Source organism: Halalkalicoccus jeotgali B3 (genome assembly GCF_000196895.1).
Classification (GTDB): Archaea; Halobacteriota; Halobacteria; order Halobacteriales; family Halalkalicoccaceae; genus Halalkalicoccus; species Halalkalicoccus jeotgali.
In genome coordinates this window covers 23418-48013 of the sequence record NC_014299.1, presented here as the reverse complement: position 1 = coordinate 48013, position 24596 = coordinate 23418, and the positions used below count along the sequence as shown (strand labels likewise).

At 55.7% G+C, this 24596-nt stretch carries 22 protein-coding genes; 12 read left to right on the top strand and 10 right to left on the bottom strand.

Annotated elements, in window-relative coordinates:
• The first annotated feature begins 219 nt into the window (after positions 1-219).
• Positions 220-1149: a ParA family protein gene (locus HACJB3_RS16625; protein ID WP_081461367.1), complete on the top strand. Its 930-nt coding sequence runs from the start codon at positions 220-222 to the stop codon at positions 1147-1149.
• Complete coding sequence (locus HACJB3_RS16620) at positions 1149-1562, top strand: hypothetical protein (RefSeq protein WP_008415623.1); 414 nt, start codon at positions 1149-1151, stop codon at positions 1560-1562. Before HACJB3_RS16625 ends, HACJB3_RS16620 begins: the two co-directional genes overlap by 1 nt.
• An 87-nt stretch (positions 1563-1649) precedes the next feature.
• Here the strand turns inward: HACJB3_RS16620 and HACJB3_RS16615 are convergent, their stop codons facing one another.
• From HACJB3_RS16615 to HACJB3_RS16605, 3 genes are all read right to left on the bottom strand, one after another.
• Positions 1650-2159 carry a DNA-binding protein gene (locus HACJB3_RS16615; RefSeq protein ID WP_174264871.1) on the bottom strand — a complete coding sequence of 170 codons (510 nt, stop codon included), beginning with the start codon at positions 2157-2159 and terminating at the stop codon, positions 1650-1652.
• Positions 2152-2847 (bottom strand): nucleotidyltransferase domain-containing protein, encoded by a 696-nt coding sequence (locus tag HACJB3_RS16610; RefSeq protein ID WP_174264870.1) that lies wholly within the window; start codon positions 2845-2847, stop codon positions 2152-2154. Before HACJB3_RS16610 ends, HACJB3_RS16615 begins: the two co-directional genes overlap by 8 nt.
• Before the next feature lie 846 nt (positions 2848-3693).
• A complete protein-coding gene (locus tag HACJB3_RS16605; RefSeq protein WP_013199625.1) occupies positions 3694-4437 on the bottom strand; it encodes a winged helix-turn-helix transcriptional regulator in 744 nt (247 codons plus the stop codon).
• Between the two features lie 860 nt (positions 4438-5297).
• Here HACJB3_RS16605 and HACJB3_RS19170 point away from each other — a divergent pair.
• From HACJB3_RS19170 to HACJB3_RS16570, 7 genes are all read left to right on the top strand, one after another.
• A complete protein-coding gene (locus HACJB3_RS19170) occupies positions 5298-5654 on the top strand; it encodes a hypothetical protein (protein WP_008413622.1) in 357 nt (118 codons plus the stop codon).
• Positions 5651-6094, top strand: coding sequence for a universal stress protein (locus tag HACJB3_RS16595; protein ID WP_008413623.1), 444 nt, complete (start codon positions 5651-5653; stop codon positions 6092-6094). Before HACJB3_RS19170 ends, HACJB3_RS16595 begins: the two co-directional genes overlap by 4 nt.
• 56 nt (positions 6095-6150) lie before the next feature.
• A complete protein-coding gene (locus HACJB3_RS16590; protein ID WP_008413624.1) occupies positions 6151-6837 on the top strand; it encodes a potassium channel family protein in 687 nt (228 codons plus the stop codon).
• Positions 6838-6960: 123 nt separating this feature from the next.
• Positions 6961-8490: a TrkH family potassium uptake protein gene (locus HACJB3_RS16585; RefSeq protein ID WP_174264876.1), complete on the top strand. Its 1530-nt coding sequence runs from the start codon at positions 6961-6963 to the stop codon at positions 8488-8490.
• Between the two features lie 122 nt (positions 8491-8612).
• Positions 8613-9278 (top strand): potassium channel family protein, encoded by a 666-nt coding sequence (locus HACJB3_RS16580; RefSeq protein ID WP_013199623.1) that lies wholly within the window; start codon positions 8613-8615, stop codon positions 9276-9278.
• A gap of 2 nt (positions 9279-9280) precedes the next feature.
• Positions 9281-10423 (top strand): universal stress protein, encoded by a 1143-nt coding sequence (locus tag HACJB3_RS16575; protein ID WP_008413627.1) that lies wholly within the window; start codon positions 9281-9283, stop codon positions 10421-10423.
• Positions 10424-10454: 31 nt separating this feature from the next.
• On the top strand, positions 10455-12011 hold the full coding sequence (locus tag HACJB3_RS16570) for a TrkH family potassium uptake protein (RefSeq protein WP_049934708.1): 1557 nt from the start codon (positions 10455-10457) through the stop codon (positions 12009-12011).
• 105 nt (positions 12012-12116) lie between these two features.
• On the opposite strand, the gene HACJB3_RS16565 is transcribed toward HACJB3_RS16570, so the two are convergent.
• Entirely contained in the window at positions 12117-12653 is a 537-nt protein-coding gene (locus HACJB3_RS16565) for a hypothetical protein (protein WP_049934797.1), read from the bottom strand.
• A gap of 297 nt (positions 12654-12950) precedes the next feature.
• Between HACJB3_RS16565 and HACJB3_RS16560 the strand changes: the two genes are divergently transcribed.
• Complete coding sequence (locus HACJB3_RS16560; protein WP_008413630.1) at positions 12951-14684, top strand: transposase; 1734 nt, start codon at positions 12951-12953, stop codon at positions 14682-14684.
• 321 nt (positions 14685-15005) lie between these two features.
• Positions 15006-15452 (top strand): ribbon-helix-helix protein, CopG family, encoded by a 447-nt coding sequence (locus HACJB3_RS16555; RefSeq protein ID WP_008413571.1) that lies wholly within the window; start codon positions 15006-15008, stop codon positions 15450-15452.
• Positions 15453-15767: 315 nt separating this feature from the next.
• Here HACJB3_RS16555 and HACJB3_RS19165 read toward each other — a convergent pair whose 3' ends face one another.
• Positions 15768-16112, bottom strand: coding sequence for a hypothetical protein (locus tag HACJB3_RS19165; RefSeq protein WP_081461366.1), 345 nt, complete (start codon positions 16110-16112; stop codon positions 15768-15770).
• A gap of 69 nt (positions 16113-16181) precedes the next feature.
• Here HACJB3_RS19165 and HACJB3_RS20850 point away from each other — a divergent pair, with 69 nt between their 5' ends.
• Positions 16182-16529, top strand: coding sequence for a hypothetical protein (locus HACJB3_RS20850; protein WP_013199622.1), 348 nt, complete (start codon positions 16182-16184; stop codon positions 16527-16529).
• A gap of 1 nt (position 16530) precedes the next feature.
• Here HACJB3_RS20850 and HACJB3_RS16540 read toward each other — a convergent pair whose 3' ends face one another.
• The 5 genes from HACJB3_RS16540 to HACJB3_RS16520 form a co-directional block, all read right to left on the bottom strand.
• Positions 16531-17853 carry a type IV secretory system conjugative DNA transfer family protein gene (locus HACJB3_RS16540; RefSeq protein ID WP_238532945.1) on the bottom strand — a complete coding sequence of 441 codons (1323 nt, stop codon included), beginning with the start codon at positions 17851-17853 and terminating at the stop codon, positions 16531-16533.
• A complete protein-coding gene (locus HACJB3_RS16535) occupies positions 17853-18377 on the bottom strand; it encodes a relaxase/mobilization nuclease domain-containing protein (RefSeq protein ID WP_008413575.1) in 525 nt (174 codons plus the stop codon). The genes HACJB3_RS16540 and HACJB3_RS16535 overlap by 1 nt, the downstream gene beginning before the upstream one ends.
• A gap of 2 nt (positions 18378-18379) precedes the next feature.
• Positions 18380-18898 carry a hypothetical protein gene (locus HACJB3_RS16530; RefSeq protein WP_008413576.1) on the bottom strand — a complete coding sequence of 173 codons (519 nt, stop codon included), beginning with the start codon at positions 18896-18898 and terminating at the stop codon, positions 18380-18382.
• A 422-nt stretch (positions 18899-19320) separates the two neighbouring features.
• Positions 19321-19827 carry a hypothetical protein gene (locus HACJB3_RS16525; RefSeq protein ID WP_008413578.1) on the bottom strand — a complete coding sequence of 169 codons (507 nt, stop codon included), beginning with the start codon at positions 19825-19827 and terminating at the stop codon, positions 19321-19323.
• A 1490-nt stretch (positions 19828-21317) separates the two neighbouring features.
• A complete protein-coding gene (locus HACJB3_RS16520) occupies positions 21318-24596 on the bottom strand; it encodes a VirB4 family type IV secretion system protein (RefSeq protein WP_008413579.1) in 3279 nt (1092 codons plus the stop codon).

The window sequence follows — 24596 nt, the reverse complement described above, 5'->3', positions numbered from 1 at the left end:
ACCTATGATCAGTTTCCCGCAGCCTCTTCTTTGATTTCGGTTCACATCCTTGTTTGCTGGACAGTCTACTATCTAGCAATCTATTCAGTTTACCAGCAAATCAGCCAGTAAACCAGCTAGCAAACCGTCCAGTAAACTCGCTGGTAAGCCCACAAGACAGCTAGTCAGCCACATGTCTGACAAACCTTCAAGACAGCCTACTCCGTGGACACTCAGTAGATGACCCAAGCATTTGTCTGGTGGTCAGAATCAGGCGGCCCCGGCAAAACCACAAACACAATGCAAACCGCCGCTGCCATCGGCCGCGACGGCTATGACGTGCTCGCACTGGACCTTGACCCACAACGCGGCGCACTCACCCATTACGCCGGCTACGATCACCTTGACCACGACACACCCGACAAGACGGTTGAACCGACCGTCATGGACACCTTCTTCGGCAACACCGATCTCGAGGATATCATCGTCTCCACACCACACTTTGACCTCGTGCCCGGCCACGAAGACCTCTCAAACTTCGAATCCGCACTCAACAGCTCAGACCGCCGTGGCGTCGACGAATACTGGGTAATCCGCGAACAGCTCGAGCAACTCAGCGACCAGTACGACGTGTTCATCCTTGACGTTCAGGCCACATTGAACGACCTCGTAGACAATGCCATTATCGCCGCCCGTAACATCATGGTCCCCATCGAACTCACACCGAAAGGTGATGCCTCTCAACAAGGGCTGGAATCCACAGTCGGTGCTATGGATTCCGGATTTTCCAAGATGGGCGTCGACATTGTGATCAAAGGCACCGTCCCCAGTCGCGTCGGGAACGCCAAAATCTTCGAACAGTACCGCGATTCCATGTCTGACCGTGGCGTCCCACTTAGTCCGTTCTCCATCCCAGAGCACTCCCTACTGCGGTACACATGGGATCAACAGATGGATCTCTTCTCCTTTATCGAGTCCAATAAGACGCGTGACCTTCGCAGCTACGAGGAGCACGTTCCGCTCGCATTCAAGGTGATCGGCCGGTGGATGACTGGCGACTACACGTACGATGAAGCGGTGGCACAGTGGGATGCTGTCAAGGACATGGAAATGGGTGATGCCACGCCAGAGAAGCTGCTGGGCGACCGTGAACAGGAGGTGAACGCCTGATGGGCAAACAGGACCGATACAATTTCGACGGTGCTGACGACTCGTTCGACACCGATACGTCCGCTTCTGCTGCCGACACGCGACCAGACGGCTCCGAACCAGACACTGAATCAGAGACTGATACACCGTCTAATCCTGCAACCACCGAGCCGCAACACGAACCAGAACGACCTGCCACTATCCCCCATCGAGTTCGGTATGATAGTCCCAAGGATGGGCGGAAGGCGAAAACATTCTACCTTGATACGGACGAGGATCTATCTCGGCTCCGAGAGCTGCAGTCACTGGCCGAAACCGAGTTTGAGGAAACCGTCCACCGACTGGACGTGTACTTGGCAGCGTTCCGTTCCGACCTCAGTGACGACAGCTTCCTGAACGAGATGCGACACATTGGGTACGGCTATTTCGATTAAGAATCAAACCCAGTCAGAATGACTATAGAGACACTCTATCGTGCCAAATATCTACCTCATTTGCGCGTTCTATACGGAATTCGATCGTCAGTCACAGAGACAGACGCCACCTTCCCGGATTTGACTCACCGAGAACTCGTGGACAGCGATCGCTAATTCGGTCATTGCCTCCGCTTGCTCTGCTGTCGGTCGGCTCCCTCCGTAGTAACTCTCAGTCCGATTGTCGCTATAGAGTGCTTTCATCGCTTCTGCGGTATCTCTCTCGAACAGTCCGATCTGGTGTGCGCGGTCGTAACTGAACTGATGATCCTGGAAGTCTTGGAGTGTATCATCCGTCATCGAGAGCGCATACGCCTCGATCGAGCGTTCGATAGCCCCAAAACAGAGCTCGATGACGGCAATATAATACCCGTCCTGTAGTTGGATTATTTCGACGACTTCGAGGAGCCGGCATGCTTTTGTCAACTGTGTCTTCCAGTCCGTATCGGCACTAATCCCTTCCTCGAACTCTGTCCGACCTCGTCCAACCATCTCGAAGGCATCCTGAGCACGTTCAAGTGCTGTGAGGATAGCGTTCGGATCTGAACCACTACTCATCGTTGCCTCCTTCCTCCAACAGGAGGTTTTCGACGGTTTCGAAGTCACTCGTTTTGTAGATCGGGATTCCCGAGACGACAATCTCCCGGATATCCTCAGTGTAAGTTGGAATTGCTTGGACAGCCTCGACGTCAATATCATATGCATACCGATCCCCATCGAATGACACCTCCTCAAGATCACGAGCAACAGCGTTCGCCTCCCGTTGACCTTCAGCCCGTCCAGACCGAGTAAGCACCCAGAGATCGATATCGCTCCGTCGGTCAGCCTCTCCCCGAGCCACACTCCCGTAGAGGATAACACCGACTACGTCACTGATCTTCTCGCGAAGCTCTTCTACCGCCGCTTTTACGGGTCGGTGGTATTCTGGTTGCGGGATTCGGAGAATCGGATCGTCTGGGACACAGAGCCGATCGCGGTTGATCTGAACGAGTCGCTGGTTGCTCTCCAGTGATTCAACGACTAGTCCATTCGAGCCGAGGACATTCACCGCTCGTCGCACAGACTGGTGTGAATGACCAGTCTGGCTTGCGATCTCTCGAAGTGAAAAGCCGCCAAATCGGTGGTTGGTTAAAAAGAGGAGCACATCGCTGGTTGCTTTGTGCTTGAATAGATCTGGGTCGTGAGTCGGTATAGAGAGCGAAATAGAAGATCCGGAATAACTCCTAGTCTCCGTCTCGTGGTTCATATGCCGTGATACGGACCACTAGTATAAGAACTTTATACGTAAACAGCTGCTCGCCTAAATCCTTAGTAGAGGTTGATGGCAACGTATCCAGAGCGAGGAGAGTCATCCGTTAGCTGCAGACCAGCCAGCTCGGCCACGGTCTCGTTTGCCAACGGCAAGCCCGAGAGTTCGAATGTGGTGCTATCGGCATCTACCTGAGTCGTCGCCCTTGCCTTTCGCCTCGAGAAACTGCGTGACCCCTTCCTGGACTGTTGGAGGGCCTGCTGTAGTGGTTGAACCCTGGGTTTTGGGATTTGGTATGAAGATGGATGTATGGAGGGCGCGGGGGGTGGTAAATTTACTTGTGACTTGTGAGTTAATCAAAAGTGACTTAGAATACTGCCGTATCGGCTGAATTGAGCAGATACGAACCTGCTATCTCGATAATAGTATTTTATAAACTTTATGATGCTACATAAAAATCCGAATCTGTGCAGTCCACAGATTCGGCGTTTGGATTTCTACAAACCACCAATTAGGAAACATACCTCTGTGGAAATTCTATTGGTCAAATACTATCTACGGTGAAACAGCCGCTCAGTAGGGATGCAAACATATCGCTGAGGATCTTATCAGAGATAGATTATTTTGGTTGTATAGCTACATGGAGACTACAAAAGGTCACCCCGCCGTCTATCATTCCGACTGAATTCGGTCCCACACTTCAACACAGTCCTCACAGAGGAGGCCCGTGAATTCGTCTACATCATACCGCTCAACAGATGCATCCGCTCCACACCGATCACATTTCATCAACTTACCCCTCTGACTTCCGTAGTGTCCCTGCTATGTTCAATTCTTCCGCCCTCATTGTGTACCAAACACTTGTAATGCGTCTTTCTCTAACCCTGTTTTTGAGAACAGGGAAATGACATCTCCCTTCTGAATAGTTGTTTCCCCCTTTGGCGTAAGCACGTCACCCTCCCGCTCAATACCAACGACTAACATCTCGTCAGCCAACAACCCTTCCTCAACTGCTTGCTCGATGGTCAGCCCGGCGACTTCGGCTCCCTCCGAGACAGTAAACTCCACGACTTCCGCGTCCCCGGCAAGACTCATGAAATCCGTTAATGACGGCCCCTTCGGCACGTTTTCCGGACCAAACGGATTGTATGGAGTGTGGTACTCGCCTTCGATAACGTTTTCTTCCTCAATTTCTAACCCCAGATCGGCGAGTTCTCCCGCAGCTTGGTTGATGTGCGCGGTGTCTGACCCGACAACCGTAACTACCAGATTCGCAGACCCCGCCATTAACTCTCGAACTGTTATGACTCCGGAAATTTCCCGGGCCGCCTGAGCGAGTCGGGACCGATCCGGGATGGACGCTGTACACCGGAGCTGATAGGTGACAAGTCCGTTGATAGCCTTATAATGAATGTCGGCAAGGTACCCTCGAAGGATCCCCTCTTCTTCGAGCTGGTTGATCCGGTTTCGGATGGTCGCCGCAGTCACTTCCATTTCGTCAGCGATATCTGATGTGGAGGTGTTCCGTGCGTCCAGTGCTAAATAATAGAGGATGCGTTTGTCGATCTCATCAATGTGGTAGCCCATACAGAAACTACGATCAGGGCCGATAAAGGGTCTTCCCTGTCGTCCAGCAGTGCCCCACCGATGCCAGTTCCTGAATCTGTACGTGATCTGTGCTATGTATTCAGATTCGTTTAACTGACGTAGTACGGCATTTTGCAATGGGTCCTTCTCTGCTCAACGCCCTCGGCAGAATCACACAAACCCATCATGACAACGTCTCACACAACGCTCAGAGTAACGATGAAAGAACGGTCGGATAGGTCATCCGAAGCAGTCCTGCACCAAATCCGAACCCGATGAAAGAAAATAGAATCGAGAGCTCGTTGTGAATCCGACTGTCCCCTTCCGTCAGGAATGCGAGCCCAATCAAGGAGCCTGTTCCAAGGCAGATAACGGTTCCCGAGAGAAACCCAAGCCACGCAAAGTACACGTCTTCTGACAGCGACAGGAAGGCATACGATGGTGACCACAGACCGAAGGAGACGGCTACGTATCCTCCGATCAGGTACACGCAGAACAAACAGCCAACGGGCAGAATCAGCGGTAGTGACCATCGAGCAGTAATTACACAGACCCGTTCGATGGTTTCTGCGGCTCGCCCGCGTAGTGTTTGAGTAGGTCCATCGAACTCGTCGGGTTCGGTCGATCCACCCATTTAACACTTACTTCTGTACGCCAGGTTGATGGATTTTCGGTCCGGAAAATTTGATCGCCATATATTCTCTCTATCAAAAATCAAAGGCTAAGATTTATTGCTACCCGGAAATTCTAGGGTGGGTAGAGAGATTCCGTGACAGCAATCACGCCGTTCGAAACGTTGGCTCGCCGGGCCTCCTGGTCCGTGTAGTCAGACTGGAAACGGCAGTGAGCAATTACAACTCATGACTCCATCCAAAATCGACTCTCCCGAAGATGTCTCCGAGGAAGTTACGACTGCACTCGAAGGCAGCAGTGACAGTCAACTCAGGGAGATCATCCATTACGCGCAGCAACTCCTTCGGGACCATCCGCCACTCACCGATGCGATCGAAGCACGAGAGGGGGAAGAACTCGTTCGCATGGAAGACCACGGCGCATACACGGTCGTCATCGTAGAGCGCCCGGATGAAACAGGCGAGGCACGCGGGCCATTCGCCTACAGGGTCAAATGGGAACCCGATATCGATGACGGGGACGGTCAGTACAAATGGCATTACCTCGGAAAGGTCCACGGTGACACCGGGGGGCGACTGAGATGACGGAGTCATTCTTCAGACAAGTGGTCGTTCCCGTCGCAAACCCCGATGACGCCGAAGCGACAGCTGCCACGCTCGTCCCGTACGTCGAGGGGACGGACTCCACAGTGATTGCGGTCCACGTCATCGAGAAAGCGGGTGGAGCGCCTGATAAAGCCTCTGTGGAGCAGCGTGAACAGTGGGCGCAGGACATGTTCGCCGCTATTTCCGATGGCCTCTCCGATACCGGGATTGCCCTCGAAACAAAGATCCTCTACGGAACTGATATCGCCTCAACGGTCATCGATGCGGCTCACGAGCTTGATGCAAGTGCCATCGCGTTCACTCCCCGTGGCGGGAGTCGCTGGCGGAAATTGTTGACTGGTGACGTGACCCACAATCTCGTCAACAAGACCGACGTGCCGATTCTGGTTCTCAGCGACGGTGAGGTGAACGAACAATGAGTGTGACCGGATATCGATCGTACGCACAGACAACAAGCGAATAGAATACGCTACCTATGTACATCATCATCGTTGGAGCAGGCGACATCGGAACGCCACTGATCGACATCGCAACTCGGTCCGGAAACGAAGTCGTGGTCATCGAGAGAGACAAACAAAGAGCTGACGCGGTCGCCAGCGAGTACGACTGTTTAGTACTCAATGCGGATGCAACCCTGAAAGATACGCTCAACGATGCCGGGGCTGAACGGGCAGACGGCATCATTTCGACGACCGACCAGGACGCGACGAACGTGATGGTCGCGTTGCTCGCACAGGAACTCGAAATTCCCGCCATCGTTTCAGTCGTCCACAACCCCGAGCATATGAACCTGTTTCGGCAGATTGGGGTCAACACGATCGAAAATCCGCAACAGCTCATCGCCGGGCACCTCTACCGGGCAGTTGCCAGGCCAGCTATCGTCGATTACATGCGTATCGGCGAGGAGGCTGAAGTCTTCGAAATAACGGTCACAGAGGACGCACCGATCGCTGGAAAGACACTCACCGAAGCAGGTGAAGAGGGTCTGCTTTCGGACGATATCTTGATCGTGGCTGTCGGACGTGAGAGCGAAGAAAAGCCACTGACTCCACGAGGGAATACCCGAATCAAGGCGAACGATCTATTGACGGTCTATTCTGGTTCTGGAGCAGATCCAGAGATCACGGACATCTTCGGCCATTACGAAGATCGAACGATCTGATCGGTTTTCAAAGGAGGATTCACAAACATGTCTAACTCACCTGTAGGCCGCCCTGGTTTCGTGACTGCTTCGAAGACCGTGATCAGAGACATCGGTGCCCTGCAAGTCCTCATCGGTGGATTGATGCTAGTCCCGCTAATTGTCTCGCTGCTGTACCAGGAGTGGTACAGTGCGTTAGCTTTCCTGATTGCTGCAGGAGTCACTGCGATCGCTGGTGGGGCCATGTACAAGCTCTGTGAAGACGCCCCCGAGCCGCAACGCCACCACGCGATGATCGTCGCGGCACTCGGGTGGCTCGCTACGGCTGCGTTCGGTGCCATCCCGTTTGTCATCGCGGCGTACATCACACCATCGGCCGTGCTCGAATCCTTCGTGCCGGCGGGGGCGAGCTATCAATCGAGCCTTCTCAACTTCCAGAACCCACTCCATGCGTTCTTCGAGAGTATGAGCGGGTACACGACCACGGGCCTGACGATGAGCGTCCACGAACCGTCAGTAGGCCACGGATTCCTCTGGTATCGCTCACAGATGCAGTGGGTCGGTGGCGCGGGGATGATCGTACTCTCGCTTGCGATTCTTCGACAACCACACGGGATCGCAGGCATCTCGCTTTACCAGTCGGAAGGGCGGAGCGAGAAGCTACGACCGAGTATCGCGGGCACTGCGCGTGCGATCTGGAAGATATACGTCGGTATCACCGCATTGGTGGCCGTCTACCTCGCTGTAGCGACGTTCATTGTCCTTCCCGGCTACGGTATCGAACAGACGATCTTCGACGCGCTCAACCACGCGATGACCGGCCAGTCCACCGGCGGGTTCAGCACGCTCGACAACTCCATCGCGGGCTACAACTCCTATGCGATGGATATCGTCCATATCCCCGCGATGATCACCGGAGCGATCTCGATCCCGGTATACTACGCTGCGGCCTCCGAGCGTGACATCCGGGAGTTCACGCGTGATCCGCAGGTCAGAGCGCTGTTCGGCCTGTTCATCGTCGGTGTGGTCGGTCTGACGGCGTTTCTCGCACGGTGGGTCGGCGTCCCGTACAACGGCGACCCGCTTGGGTACGTCGGCAGGGTGGCGACCAGTCAGGCGTTCCGCGAGGGGCTCTTCCAGTTCATCAGTGCGCAGACAACCACCGGCTGGCAGACGTCTGCGATCGGCGACTGGAACAACGGCGCGGTCATGTTCATCGTCTTTGGGGCGATGTTGCTCGGCGGGTCTGCAGGAGCGACGGTCGGGGGGATCAAGATCCTGCGTGGCTACATCGTCGCTCGCGGGATCAGTTGGGAGGTCTCACGGGTGTTTCTCCCCGACCATGCCATCGACGACCTGCGGATCGGACAGCGGATATTCAAGGCCGATGAGGCCAACGACGAAATTCGCGCCGCGGGGACGATGGCGGCTGCCTACCTCATCGTGCTGGCACTGTCACTGTTCGTGCTGTTGGCTGTCCTCCCATCGGAGTTCACGCTCGCGGACGCGATCTTCGAGGTAGCGACCGCACAGGGGACTGTCGGACTGTCGTCAGGGATTACCGGTCCAGGTATGCCGGTCATCGCGGAGATACTGTTCATCATCCAGATGTGGATGGGACGGCTCGAAATAATCCCCGTACTCGTCCTGATTACTAGTCTCTTCAGGAGGTGACCAGTATGATTCACCAGACGAAATCCACGAATCCCATACTCGACGTCCCCGGCCCACCATCCCGCGTCGTTCCCATTCGATTGCATCGCTAACCGACTACCACCGTCCCGATCCACCCACCAATGTACGTAATCATCATCGGCGCAGGCCGTACCGGACGCACAGTCATCGACCTCGCAACCCAAGACGACCACGAGGTGGTCGTCATCGAACGCGACACGGAGATCGCAGAGGAGGTGAGTGCAACCTACGACTGTATGGTCATCAATGCGGATGCAGCGTCGAAAGACATCATGCTCGAAGCCGGTGTCGAGGAAGCGGATGCGCTCATCTCGACGACGGAGAGCGATTCGGTGAACCTCATGGTTACCATGTTCGGGAAGCAGTACGAGGTCGAGACGCTCGTGAGTTCGATCAACGACCCTGCCCACATGGAATTATTCGAGGACCTCGGTGTGAACATCGTCGAAAGCCCGCACCAACTCAACGGTCAGTACCTCTATCGGGCCGTCCAACACCCTGCGATTCAGGACTTCATGCCGATCGCCGGTGAAGCCGAAATCTTCGAGGCCACGGTCGAAGATGGCGCTCCGATCGCGGGTCTCAGCCTGATCGACGCTGACAGGGAAGATCTGTTGCCAGAGGAGACGATTATCGTCGCTATCGTTCGAGACGATGAACTACACATCCCAAAGGGCGAGACTGAGATCGAGCCGGGCGATGTCGTGACGATTTTCGCCGGGAACGGTGCAGACAGACAGATAACAGACATCTTCACGAGGACCTAGCCATGTCAGACGACTCTGAGCCTCCAGACGTTCGAATCACCGTTCCACGCGACACGTCCGACTCGGATGATAACTCGTATCTCCGCAGTGGCCCGCGGATTCAGACACCCGATTATCTCGTCGTTGTTCCAGTCACCGGGACGCTGCTCGATACGTACACGGGGATCAACGTCCGGCGGTTTCTCCGAACAGCGGTTGCGCTCGCGGCGGACAACGACGGCCGGGTACTCTTGGTCGGGATGGAGGCTGTTCAGGACGAGTCTGCACTCGAACCCGTTCGAGAGTACGTTCAATCAGAAGACCCGGCGGCATCTGATAAACCGAAGGTGGTTGAGGCCATCGAGGACCGGCAAACACAGTTAGCTGAGATGGCCGACGTGGCGCAAGAACTTGATCCGGGCGTTTCGGTTACTGCAAGCGTTCGTGCTGTATCGGACATCACGAGCGGAATCCTCAGCGTCGTCAACGGCGGGAACGAGACGGCTGTCTTGTTGCTACGTGGGACCGGACTTGACGAGGGCTGGTTACTCAATCGGAGCACGGTCGATACGATCTTGGCTGAGGCCGAGTGTGACGTGTTCGTCGAAAACATGGGCGTTAAAAGTGGAGAGAATACGCTATACGTTCCGGATATCGAAGGACACACTGTCGCCTCTCTCGCCGAATCTGAGGCAGAGACAATAGATTCAATACTGTTACCTGTTGGGGCAGGACCACACGCTGCTCTTGCTGCAGAAGCAGCGCGCGCAGTAGCACGCCATGCTAATGCATCAGTTACCGTTCTTCACGTTATCTCACCTGATGCATCTGCAGAAGCGACAGGTGAAGGTGAAGACCTGCTGAAGTTCGCCGACTACGTCCTCGGTTCCGATGTGACGACCGAAACGGAACTGAAAACAGCTTCTGATACAGCCGATGTTATCGTGCAGCAAGCGAAGGACCACGATTTTGTATCGATCGGGGCTCCGGAACAGAAATCTCGGTTGAAGAAGATCGTCTATGAATCGGTACAAGAAACCGTTTCAGAGCTTAATGAGGCGACCGTTCTTATGTCACGTGACAGTGACCGAACTGCGCGTTCGCTGTACTACCGTTGGAAACGAGGCATCGAAGCTATAGAGGATGATGATAACGATAAAAACTGAGAGCGGGTATTTGATTAACTAAACGACTTTCATGCTGAACGTAAATACGAGGGCTGTCGGACACGACACCGGTCGCATTGTACAGGCCGTTGCCCTGATGTCGGCGGTTTCGATCATCGTGGCAGTCGTTAATGGTGAGTTCTACGCGACGCCTGCGTTTGCTGTCACTGCGGTCACCTTGGGCGGATTCGGAACTGGACTCGTCCGGTGGTACCGGGATGCTGACCCGCCGGAGAAACGCGACGCGATGGTTACCGCGGCCACTGCATGGGCTGTGATCGGTTTTCTCGGTGGACTACCGTTCTTACTCGTCGCCTGGACGATCCAGATCGACCCGTTTCCCGTCTGGATGAACACGCCGCCGATGGACGACACGACGGTCATCTTCCTCAATCCGCTGGACGCGGTCTTCGAAAGTATGAGTGGATTCACCGGGACCGGACTGACGATGGCCGCTGTCGAAGACAAGCTGCCGCGGTCGATCCACTGGTGGCGGTCGTTCATCGAATGGGTCGGCGGCGTCGGCGTGATCGTTCTCACCGTAGCGATTCTCCACCGCGGTGGCGGAAGCAGTGGCTCGTACACACTCTACGAAAGTGAAGCCCGCTCGGAGAAGATCCACCCAAGTATCGTGACGACGGTCCAGGAAATCTGGAAAATCTTCGTCGGACTCACGATCGGGTCGATCATCCTGTTTTTGCTGGTCGGAATGCCGTTGTGGGACGCGATTAACCACGGCATGACGGGGATTGCGACCGGGGGATTCTCTGTCCACGGTGCTTCAATCGGGCACTACGACAGCCCGCTGATCGAGTACGCTGTTGTGCCCGTCATGTTTGCTGGTAGTATCGCATTCCCGATCCACTACCTGATCTTCAAGGGTGAATTGCGGAACTTCTACGCTGACCTGCAAACACGATGGGTGTTCATCTGGTTCACGGCCGGCTCACTCGCGCTGGCGGCGATCCTGTATGCGAACGGCCAGTACGACACGCTCGAACATACGTTCCGAGCGAGCGTCTTCCAGTTCGTTTCGGCGGTCTCGAATACCGGGTTCGGTACCGAGACGATCGGCGGTGGGACCGATCGAGTATGGGATACTGGTGCAACACTCTTCATGTGTCTCGGAATGCTCACCGGTGGAGCGGCTGGATCGACGACCAGTGGGCTCAAAATCATCCGGATGGTTACGCTGTTCAAGGGGACGGCCTGGCAGATACGAGATGTCTTCGAACCGTCGAGCGCAATCCGGTATCTCAAGATCGGTGACCGACGGCTCAGCGAAGAGCAGGCTCAGCGCGAGTACACCGAAGCGACGGTCGTGTTCATCCTCTGGATCTTGTTCCTCATAATCGGTGTTGCCGTGCTCTTGCGCGTGCTGTCACCGGGTCATCCGCTGGAGTACGTTATCTTCGACGTGATGAGTGCACAGAGTAACGTCGGTCTAGACTCCGGGATTACAGGCCCGACAATGCCCGACACTGCCAAGGCGATGTTGATAATCAACATGTGGGTCGGGCGGCTCGAAATCATTCCAGTTGCGGTACTGCTTGGCTCGATTTTCCAGCGACTCAATCTGTACCGGTGAGACGGAGCAACTGAATGAATTTGGGAAATAATGCACTTGGCAGGCAACACCTCCATTATTGAGTGCTACTTCATTCACCTGTACTTAGCGTTCAGGAGTTCGTCTTCACTCACTACTTCCCTCGGCTTGATCGTCAGCAATTGGCTCGAGTGATTCTTCCATGCGTTCGAATTTGGCTTCACGAAGCTCTTCCTCTGACGGAGCTTTCGGTACGAGCGATGCGTCCTCTGGTAGGTCAACATCCTTGCCTTCCAGGGGGTCTGAATCCGCGACCATCTTGCGGATCTCCATATCTCGGTTGAGCTTCCCGATCAGCTGCTCGAACGACGTATCACGCTCGTGACGCAGCCGACGCAGTTCTCGAACCTGCCGCTCGAACTCCGTCTTTTCTGCCCAATCATAGATCCGCCGTCCAAGCAGCGTCAGCTCATACCGCTTTTCTGTCCCATGCTCAGTCGGCCTATGGCTTACAGTAAAAATATCACGTTCAACACCCTCGGATAACCGTGAAGACACCGTCGAGGAACTCACCGCAACCGCGTCGACGAGTGCGTTAAACGTCGCTGTTCCCGTCCCGATCTCCGTGACGAGTTCCGGTGCGCCCTTCTGCCGGAGAAAACCCTCTAGGTCGTCTAATCCCATCGTATCCACGCATTCGCCACCACGCACTATAAATCCAACCAATAGATAACCCATACCGATTTTTGGACTATACCGTATTTCAGCCACAACCAATTCTCCAACTACAGCACGCATACCCCTTCATACATCCGCAGTAACAAGCCTCAGGCAGACAACCAACGCTGATGACTGACTCTAACTTTACTCTATTCTATACCGATATTCGCCATCCCAGCGGAACCACACTACCGCTGAATCACTCCACAATCTGGCTAGCGTCACGCCACCAGTGCAGTAGCGCGGCTTGGAGGCGAGATAATGACGAGTGACCCGTCGGCGGTCGCCCAGTCAATCGTCGTTCACGCGGAGACGCTCTGTGAGCGTGAAGACCACCTCTGGGATGTCATTTGCCAGCTTTCGATCCCAGTTGACGATCTCGAGGATGCCCGCGACCAGAACCGCGTCGACTTCGAGACCGACGAAATGTTTCGCACGCTCCTGTTCAAAGGAATTCGCGGGATTTCACAGAATGAATTAGCGCAACAGCTCGGTCGGAAGCCAACCCTCGTCAAGAGCTTCCACTTCGATATTACTGACCTCAAGAAGACGCCGACCCAACAGCAACTCTCGTACACGCACGCACAATTCAGCGAGGACACCCAAGAAGTCCTCAACCGGACTGTAGCTGGCGTCCGGCAAGTTGCGCTCGACAATGATGTCGTCACAGAAGCTCTTGTGCCGTCCGTCCCAACTGAAACCGAGGAAGAGGTGTCACAGAGCACGAGCGAGTACAAGAAGGAGAAAGCCCAGAAGACGCTGACGCTCGCTCGCAAACACGTTATCCCCGAATTCGACACGCACCGAGCAGCCCACAAGACGTACTCCGACGAGGTAATGCTGGATATGTTCGCGAGTATTTGTGCGAACAACGGGAGTGCTCATTCGGAAGCCGAGTACGGCTGGCTCACTGACGACGACCTCACCTGCGACGACTCAACGTTCCTGCGGGCAATCAAGAAAATCGCGACACCCGAAGACTCGGACGACCAGCTCACGTTCGAGGATTTCGAGGATGATGATTCGATGCCCGAGATCGACCAGATTCGAGACGCGGTTATGACGGCATTCAACGCCGCCACGGAGAACATCATCAACTCAATTCGTGGCGACGATCCCTTCGACTCACGGGAGACCGTTGCAGCCATCGACATCACCCACGAGCAGTTCCACGTCTGGCCGTGGGAAGACAAAGAAGCGGGAGTTGCGAAGCCGGACTACCCGAAGATGGTGAGTGGCTACAAAAAGGACGGCGAGTACGAACGCGGCTACAAGTACGCGACGATCACGCTAGTGGGGGATCACGCACCAATCGTCCTCGGTATTGAACCGGTCAAAGAAGACTCTACGTGGGAGCGCGACTGTTCGCCGTCGTACTCGAAAGCTGACCTGGTGAGTCGATTGCTCGACCGAGCGGAGCAGTTCGTCGACCTGGACATGGTGATGTTCGACCGTGGGTTCTACGCCAATCGCGTGTACGCAGATGTCGACGAGCGTGGGCTCACGTATCTCTCTCCAGTACCGACGTACGAGGATGACTTGGCAGCAATTCAGGACATTCAGAAGCATCCGACGGCGGACGCAGCTGTCAAGCACGACGTCCCGTTCGGAATTGATGGCGACGTCCATCACAAGGCGGAGTTCCTCTACACGCCGAGTACGAGCGATGATGCTGACGGGAAGTATGCGGTGTTCGTGACGAACCAGGACCACGTTGAGCCGGAGGAGATTGCGAGCGTGGTGAACGGCTACAGTCGGCGGTGGGACATCGAAAACCAGTACAAGTCAATCAAGGACTTTCTGCCGAAGACGTCGTCGACGGACTACCGGCTTCGGTTGTGTAACTTCGCGCTGTCGACGCTGATCTATAACCTGTGGCGGCTCACAGACTATCTGATCAAGGTCGCGCTCGATAAGCCGATTCGGTCGCCGCCAGTGATTACGGCGAAGACGTTCGTGCGGGCGTTAGGCGACTTTCTCCGGGAGTTCGGGTAACACTTTTCTCACTCCGGGTTCTCCGATTCGATAGCGGCTGCTCTGTCCATTTCCGCTCATTTTCACGGTATCTGTCAGTAGTTCAAGTGATAGTCACTCGCTAAGTCGATCCTGTTCTGTGTTCGCGCCGATTGTGGACTCACCAGCTCCCAGTATTTCCAGTCTCATTTGTAGCCTTAAAAGGACGCGAAGAATGTGTCGTTGGCCATCTCTACAAGCCACCACTTCCCCCACGTGAGCACGCCCAGTGACAATAGACCCTCAATTGTCAGACGCGTGGCTGACTAGTTACTAAGCGACTACGGTCTGACTACGGTGGTAATGAATCCGACTACACTCCGGCTCTCAGAGAGTACACTCGATACTCTCGCAGATGAAGCCGATGAGAGAGGATTGTCACGATCTGAGTACATTCGTGAAATTATTCGTGAGCGCCATGAAGACGACCGACTACATGATCGACTACGTGCTGACTACGAACGCCAGATCACTGACTACGAAGAGAAGATCCGCGACTACGAAGAGCAAATTCGTGACTACGAGGAACGGATCACGGATCTAGAAACGGAAAACGAACGGATCCACAATGAGAAGCGGCTCATCCTTGAGCAACGCGAGGAGAATACCGAGCTTGTCGAATATGTTGAGGAACAGCGTGAACTCACACAGTATCAGGAACGCCGACAGCGGCTGCTTGATGAGGCAAATATTCTTCGGCGGTGGAAATGGAAGCTCACTGGCGTCCCTGTCGACCGTAAAGACGAGTAGTCCTTCTCATGCTAGAAATCGAGATCGGGTAGTCAATCAGCGGTCTCGAGGTCGCTCCATTTTACACATCGGTCTCAAAACGTACTGTTTCTGGCCTCACTTGAGAACCGATTAATGACGATAGTCCTCAGTATCGTCCCGGTGGGCGGCGTGATCGGCGGGCCGACGAGCTCAATCGGCGTGATTTACACACACTGACGAGCATAGGAAACGGAGTCTGTTTATCGAAGGCTTTCGATAATGGCCCAAACCTTGTGCAACATCATCCTTTCTCACAAAGGCGAGTGTTGCACAAGGCAAGAAAAGAAGCCGAAGCTATCGCGGCTCAACATTGTTGAGCGCACCATTCAAAGCGAAGAGTTCTTCGACTACGGCACTATCGGCCAACTGGTATCGAGTGGGGCTAGTGTTCGAAACCTCCTCGATAATTTCCACTTCAAGGAGCAGTGGGAGATAGTTCGCGACGGTCTGCCGCGTGACCCCCGCGTGATCGGCGAACTCTTTCTGATTGAACTCCCGGTGTGGCGGGAGATCAAGCAATGCGTCGATGAGCACTGGAACGCTTTCATGCTGCGTCAGATAAAGCCATCCGCTGGGGTGATTGAATCGGAGTTCCTTCTTGGAATCACCGTTTGGCTCTTCATACTGTGTTTTGGACATCCTCTGCTTTACTGGTATACATGGATGTTCTTAACTGTTCCCATCTATGTTAATTCCCGTTAACGTTAAATGGCTGTGAAAGAGATGTGTAGGTGGACATCCATGCGAAAGCCGACTGTGAAATGCAGCCTTCTGTCTACGATGATTGCCAAACACCGGTGGGGGACTCCGATCGGGGTAGATGAACTCTTACGACTTTCACCACTGGATAACCAGGAATATCCCAAGGCGCGAGAGTGCGTCGATGAATTACGAAGCGAGAACTACATCAACAACTACGGGGATCGTATTGGACTCGATAACAGCCATTTCGGCGAGCTCGCTGATGTGCTGTACTATGAATGTGAGTGGGAGCCCTACATCATCGACACGCGATTAAAACACTATGAGGGGATTGATACCCACGACTGGAGTTAGATCACTCCTCGAGCAACTGGATCTGGCCGTGAACCCATCCACTACCCTGCCGGCAGATCACCGCTTCACCAGGGTCGAAGTTCCGGAGGTCGCCCTTCGCGAACTGATACTCTTCTTTCTCCTCGTTTTCGCGTGGCGTCCGATCACTCCCCGCGTTGCGAGTATACTGCTCAAAGGACGTCCCAATTGTCTCGCGGAGAAAGTCCACGCTTTCCTCGTCGGCCGTCCGAAGACCAATTACCGTGACCATGCCCGACAGCAGCGCATGCGCTCGTTCCTTTCCGTAGGTGTCCTCGAGCTGGGCGATCGACTGGAGCGAGAGGATCGCTTGGCAGTTGACGCCTCGACCGACGTTGATCAGCTCACCGAGGCGCTTGATCGTCGCGTCCAGGTGTTCGATCTCGTCGAGTAGGTAGTACGCCGATCGACCAGGATCGTCCATCCCGTGCATGATGGCCTGGTCAATCAGGTAGCGGAACACGGGCGCGATCGTGCCGGACTGTCGTGTCGGGTAGTCGAGTACTAAGACCCGGCCGTCCGGGTTCTGCATGTACTCGCGGATCGAGAACTCGCCGCTCTTGGCGAAGTCACCGACGAAGAGGTCCGTGACCTGCTGCTGGGCGGTCGCGAACACGGAGCCGGCCTGGCGTTCCGTCTCGGGGTTAATCGCGCTTGCGGCAGCCGCGAGGTCCTCGTGGCCGTCTCTCGTCAGCTTCTCGTGCATTTTCTCGGGGACCGTGCGTTCCCAGTAGCGAACGAGGTCGGCGTTATCCGGACCCACCACCTCCCGGCGGATGTACTTGAGAGTCGCCGCGAACAGTTGCCGACCAGCGGCATTCCAGAAGTCCCCGTTCTGCTCGGGGAACAGTGCTCGCGCGAGTTCATCGGCATCCTCCTCGTGCTCGATTTCCTCAAAGATATTCCACGCGATTTCGGACCCATCTCCCCCGGTCGAACCCCCGGATGAGAGTCGGATCATGTCCACCCCTCGCTCCTCAAGGAACTCCTGATAGTCCGTTTTGTGATCGTAGACGACGACGGGCTCGTTTGGCTCGTTCTGGAGCTGATCGACGAAGTGTTTCAGCGTCTCGCTCTTCCCTGCCCCACTGGCACCGAGTGTGAGGAGTGACCGCCTGGGGATCCGCATGCCTCTGACAAACCAGCTGTTGATATCCTCGGCGTCGGCAGATGTGACCTTGATCGGGAGGACGAATGTGTCTTCATCGGGCGTCGGCATGGCCGGGTACACTTTCCGCTTTGCGGCGTATGCGAGCCCAGCCGTGCTACCAACAGCGGCCACCGGAAGAAGGGTCTCGACCACCATTATCGGCCCCTCCCGCCTCCGAGATCGCGCCCACGGTCGTTCTGTTGTTCCTGTTCCTGCTCTTGTTCTTGCTCCTGAGTTCGGTCGCGTCCGTACTCGAGATACGCCTCGTGCGCTTGCTTTCGCTCGCGTCGGATGTCGTCTGGGTACATCTCTAAGTCCTGCTTGTCGCCTGCTGTCATGGCGATATGAACGTCCTTGCCGTGCTCTTTGTCGTCGTGGACGGCGTAGGCGTAGTCCGCGGTTGGGCGGTCCTCGATCATCTCGCTCATGTACTCGCGAGTCGCCCGATCTAATTCGCGATCTGAGAGGTCCTCGTGATCTCGGGGTGAAATGATGATGTGTCGGTTTCGCCGGCCGGCAGCCTTGTCGTTGAACTGTTCGATCTCGCGATCGGACATGGCTCGTCCCGTCCGGTCGCGGACCTTCTGATTGTCATGCTGGAGGTAGTTCGTGAGCTTCTCAGTGCCTTCATCGTCCCTATAATTCGTCTTGTAGATCGTGTCCCGATCGTCTCCGTGCATAGTTAGATCAGGTCGTCAATGTCGGTCACTTTACCATCGTCTCTGTCCTCACTTTCGTCACTACTGTCGTCGCTGCTATCGTCAGTCATGAGGCCGTCGAGGGGGTCGTGTTCGGCGAGTGGTTCGCGAAGCCGGTTGCGTGACCATGTGAATTGGTCGTCGATCCACGTTTCGGGAGGGCTGTGCTGGCGCATGAGCAGGCGGAAGTTCACGAGGGGGTAGTTCGCGGATCTGGCGTGAATATCGCGGAGGTCCTCGGCCGTTTCTTCGACGTCCCCGACAGAGTCGTTGATCCGGTCAATGGCTTGCTGGGTAATTTCCTCGAGGCGTTGTTCGACGTTGAGGTCCTCGGCGAGTTGTTCTTCAGCATCGAGTTGGCGTTGGCGTCGAATGAGCTGGAGGCAGTAGGCACTCAGAGATTTGTCCTGTTCTTGGGCTTCTCGTTTGAGTGCGTTTTGTTCGTTTTCCGAGACGTAGAATGTGACCCGCTTGGTCCGTCCGCTGTCATTATCACCAGTCATGTATTTTCGTCCGTGGGGTATGCTGGCGGGGCGGAACTGCGCTGTTTGGTGGGCAATTTGAGAGAAAGGCAGGTTAAAGACCTGATGTGGGCAAGCCCACATACCGCTGCCATCTGCCGATTTCGTCTACTGTGGTACACAGTAATAGCACTGTGGTCAATATCCTAGTATTTTACCCATTGAGCGCGATAAAAACGTGGGTATACCCGGCCAGTCTGAGAACGCGGGCCTACCAATCGTGTCTTAGATTCTGATATTTTTGATTCGTCTTACCTTGTGTAACACATCCTCCTTCTCACGAAGGTGATTGTTGCACAAGGGAAGGTGTCAGAGAATGATCTGAATGAAGCGAACTGGCCGCTAGAGATATTGCTATTTATCGATAGTGTTTTCGCTGGTCTGCTGAATAGACAGCGCGTATCTCACTCTGTAGGGTACTCCCAGACAAACAGCGGTATAGAGAAATCAAAATACTGCTCTAACACTGCTTGAACATCGTTCTCAGTTCTTCCGAGAGTAGGGAAATTAACGTACGAAGGAATCAACAGTACACCCGCATCAGCGGTGCGACCCATCGAGAACACGTTGGGATCGCGATGAGCGATCTCCATTTTCATCAAATGCCAGTTCACACGCATTTGCTCACCGCTCTCGTGTTCGACTACAACTCCATCATTATAGGCATCAAAACTCGCTCGACGAGAGACTACGTCGTAATCGGTGGTCGTCTCAAACTTCACTGAGACCTCCTGCTCCCATCCCAGCGGATCAAGTAGTTCACGCCGGTCACTCAAATACTGATTCCCCCCACCATAGTCGATATATGCCTCTGCAATTGCTGGTAACTCCTCTTTCAAACCCTTTTTCTCGACGATTTCTCTACCCTCGTTGAACGACCACGTATCCCGTCTCCGAATCTCAGGCCTCATTGAGCGATGAGATCCTTCACAGTCCCTTAGAATTTGAGGTTAACCTATATCCTCCCGATTTGCGTGATTCACGCTCTATATCTTACACGCAATCATTGACAATTTCTGGATGGGTTTATAGGCTAATCACTGTGTGTATTTCCTGTGTAAATCGGTTCTCCAAGTACGATCAACAGATGTGAACTATCCATGTCTCTGGCGCAGCTGGCTACCAGAACCCTCACTCACGAGCAAGTAACGCCGTATTCTCACGTCTCTTCGCTCCGTTCCGAGACGGGGATTCCTCGCTCGCTCGGGACAGTCGTCATACCGCCAAGCTCGAGAGGGGTGATCCGTCGGCACGTCCTGTCGCTCGCAGTCGCGCTCGTCGGGGGAGTTATTGCGGGTGCCTACCTTGTCGGGGGTGTGATATGAACGACATGACCGTGTGCGACCGGTGCGGGCGCGAAGTCGAGCCCGTCACCACCGCCGTGCGGGCGACGCTTTGTTCCAAGTGTATCCTTCGGACACACTTTGAGGCGTAGCCACCGATGCCTCGTTTCTAGCGGGAGCGTAGTACTGAGTGCCGCCGCTTTCCCGACTGGGGAAAATCCCCAGCCCAAGACCACATAATTCGATAGTGACAGCTACCCAAATTTTAAGTATATTGACATTGTTTGACTTGTTGGCAGGCTCACAATAGCTGCCACGACGGATACACCCCGTCGATCATGTTGAACCTCTCCGATTCGGAGAGGTTTTCGATGCGAAATCAGTATCACATATAGAGAGTCTTCTCGGCACCTAGTCACCGATAAGTTTCGAAGTCGTAGGGGAATCAGTAGAATTTGGTCTGGGTTTCACTTCCGGATGTGCATATCTCGCGGTCCAGCAGCTGCATTCGTATTGGATAAATGGAAATACAGTAATACTTATCACAGTAGACATTTATTTTGATTGTGGAGGGAAGACCTTGACGAAGGGCCCTAGGGTCAAACCTTTGGCCTGGGGATAGGTACCCTCCGCAATGTGAACGCGAGATATCTCGTGAAAAAGACCACAACGGGGCTTATGGTGCTTCCGTTGGGTGCGGTCGGGTGGCTGCTCGCGAAGCGGACTGTCAGCTGATCCCTAACGGTCGCAGCAGGCGGGAGGACCCTTCCCTGAACGCTCTGAAGTAGGGGAAGTGCTGCCTCGACATAGCCCCTGGGTGAAATGTCGGGGTTGTTCGCCTGGCCGAATTCCACTCATTCGATGAGGACTGCATATTCCTTGTGTCGAAAACTCAGAGAGCCATATTACCTTTACACCGTCCCGGCCACCGCACCGCCCCTGCCGTCGCGCCTCCGGCGCGCTGGCGGGATAAGATACCAGCCCCGCTTCCCCCACCACAGCGGGATGAACCCCACCGCCTCATAGTGAGGGGGTGGCCCGGTTTCGACACGGGGTGTCAATATCCCCTTAAGAGGGGTGCCCAAGGGCAGAGGCGAAAAAGACCGTATGTGTGGGCATCAGTCGTCAGCCTCCGCGTTCGCGTACATTTCAGTGAGGGGCGAAGCGGCGATCGCGTCGGCCGTGTCCTCGTCCTCGAGCTCGCCGGACTGTTCATCCTCCTCGTGGAATTGCTGTTCAACGGGCGCGAGCGCGCTCCCGTTGAGGAACCGGCTCATGTAGCGATCGAACTCGCCGTGGTCGTCGGCGTCGTAGTTGAGCACGTAGTCCTCAAGCGGCGACGCCTCGGCACGGACCCGGTGCCAGCCGGGGATATCGTTGTCCGTGACCCCACAGACGAACTCCGTATACCCTGCGTTCGCACGAGCAGGAGTGAGGTCGTTTTTGATCGTATCGACGATCGCCTCGTTCGGGACCATCTCCCGGATCGCCTCCTCAGTCTCCGTAGTGGACATCGGCATGTTGTAGATCTGCTTGAAGCTCGTCTGATCGAGGAGCGCCTGTTTCTTGTCGGCGTTACTATCCGACGAGTTGCTCGAGACGAACTCCGACGGGTGCTGGCTCATCAGCCACATTATCGCATCGTAGCGAGCGACCTCGCGGAACTGTTTTTGCAGCCATGACACCTGAGCGTCATTGTGGAGGAGTTGGTGAGCCTCGTCGATGAGGAACATGACCTCCCCCTCCGTCCGACGGATCTTTTGCGTGACCTGCGACTGGGCGAGACTCATCATTGCCGACTCCTCGGCGTCGGTGTCGCTATTGAACTGCGAGAGGTCGAGATAGGCCATGCTCACGTCAGTATCAATCAACCCGAGCGACGTCTCGCCAAGCAAGTTGTGGTACTTTCCGTTCTCGGAAAATCCCGAGAGTTTCGCGAGGAGTTCCGCCGCACGGTCTTCCCGAACATCGCTCTCGGAGTCCGCACTACTAACAGTGTAGTCACCGGGGTTCTCCCCCATGTCTTCCCACGTCGTCAAGAGGTCGCTCACGGTTGGATTCTCGTCGCTTTCGACGTTGCCCGGTGAAATTCCGTGGTCGCGATACGTCCGCTCGATGCCGTCCTCGATGATCGTGTGATACTCCGAGGCGTCGACGCCCTGAGATTCGAGGATACTCTTAAAGAAGTTCGTCGCGAGGTCGACACTCATCCGGTAGGCGTCGATGTCTTGATTCCCTTCCGGCGGGGCTTGGACGTCGAGCGGATTGATCGTCTTGTCGCCCTCAATCACGATGTGCTCGCCGCCGAGCATCTGTGTGAGCCCCGTAAAGCCACCCTGCGTATCACAGACTATCAGCGTCCGGTCGTCGCTCTCAGCGTACCACGCGCTCGCTGCCGAGCTTGCACCGTAGGTTTTGCCCGACCGGGTGATCCCAAGCGTGATCATGTGCGGCGAGGAGCCACGCTCCGCCGGATTCGTTCGGAACGGGAGCCCCGTCTCAACGTCCCGGCCCCAGTTGAGCCCGCCGTCCTCGTTGATCGTCGCCGTACACGGCGGGAACGCCGCACCGAGGAACCCACCGAGAACGCGCTTTTGCTTCGGTCCACTGGTTCCCGCGTCCCCGAGGAGCGTCGAGAGTCGCCTCTCGACCATGCCGGGATCCGAATCGTCGCTCAGGACGTCGTTGAACACGTTGCCCTTGTTCGGCGAGCACGAAGCGAACAACTCGCGTTGCATCCGCGACGGGCGAAGGACAGTCGCCTCGACCGGCGAGGATTCGAGGATCTCTTTCACGTCGGCGATCCCCTCTTGGAGCGCGCCCATCTTCGCTGCGTCCCAACTGTCGAAGTCTCGATGCTCACTCTCTGCGAGGCCGAGAGCGGCCCGTGGACCGGCACGAACCGTGACGTACATCGAGATGTCCCACGCTTGTGCGTTCGTGTTGCGAAGCAACTCTCCGGCATCCTCGTAGACGTTCCCACCTTCTCGGGTCCCCCGCGATTCGATCCGGGACTGCTCGCCCGACTTAGCGTTGATGTTCGCCTCGCCGTCCTGGAGTTCCTCTTGTGCTTGCTTCTTGTCGACTGCTGTCGCGTCGATCGTAATGTCGAGATCCACGCCGTCGACGCGGTCCATCGCGTACAGCGGCTTCAGAAAGTTGCTCTCGATGTCCGTCGGGTAGTCCGCGATCCAGAGGGTCGCCGCGTACTGCTCGCCGACCTCAACGTAGCTTTTCTTCGCGTCGAAGTGCGACCCGGCGAGTGCCATATCCGATCCGACGAACTCCTCGCGATCCTGAGAGAGACCCGTCTGGAGTCGGTCACGGGCCGCCTCGCTTCCGAGGTCGTCGACGGTCCCACTCTCCTCGTCGCCGGCCTTGAACAACCGGGCATCGGGCCACACACTCGGGCCGTCCTCACTGCGGTTGAACTTCCGCTCAAGGCGTTCATCCGGCTCGTGCTGCTCGCCGGTCCAGTACGCGAGGAGAACCTCCGCGTGTTCTTCGGCGCTCACACACTCCGTCGCGACGCCTGTCACGCCCGCGAACATCTTGGATTCGAGCGTGTCGAGCCGGTCGTACATCTCGCGCTGCTGGGCCTTCCGACGCTGGAAGCCCGAATCGTCGTCCGAATCGCGAACGTGAACGTCGTCGGGAGCAACGCACGTCGTGACGTAGTGATGCATCTCTCGGGGGTCCTCTGCCGGCTCATCAACCTCCTCGAACCACTCGACAACTCCGCGCATGAACTCACCCATGTAGCCCGCCGCCCGGTCGAGAACGCCACTGTAGGCCCGCTCGTTGTATGTGCCGATCGTCTCCTCCAGATCGTGGTCTCGCGTCGTCGAGTAGTAGCTAAAGTCGAAGTCTTTGACCCGCTGGTCGATGTTCCGCGAGAGGGTCGCGACGAGCGAATCGAGCTCGCCGTAGGTCATGTTCGCCGTGGTCCGCGGGTCGACGCGAACGAGGCCGACAAGTGTCCCATCATCCATTTCAGCGGTCCCGTCGTCGAAGATACGGCGGACACCGTGGTGGTCGAACCGCTCGGCCACGGTGTCGCTAACAGGCATCTGGCGGCGCATACCGAGGTATCGCCGCCACTCGGTGAGGCGCTCTGATGGCGATGTGTATTCGTGGGTGAGCAGGACCACGCCAGCCCCGCCGAGCCCAGCAACGAGGCCAATAATAGTCGTCGGGATCATGACCGCTAGTGGTGCGCCGAGCGCGACGAGAACGCCACCGAAGGCGGTCACGCCGAACGCCGGGGCGAGGAAGAGAATATCGTCGAGCGTGAACCGGCTCACGATCGGGATGCTCGCGTCGATGTCCGGCAAGGACAGTTGCGTCGGGTCTTTCTCTCGAGTCTGTTCGCCTCGAATGTCGTTCGTGTCAGCCAT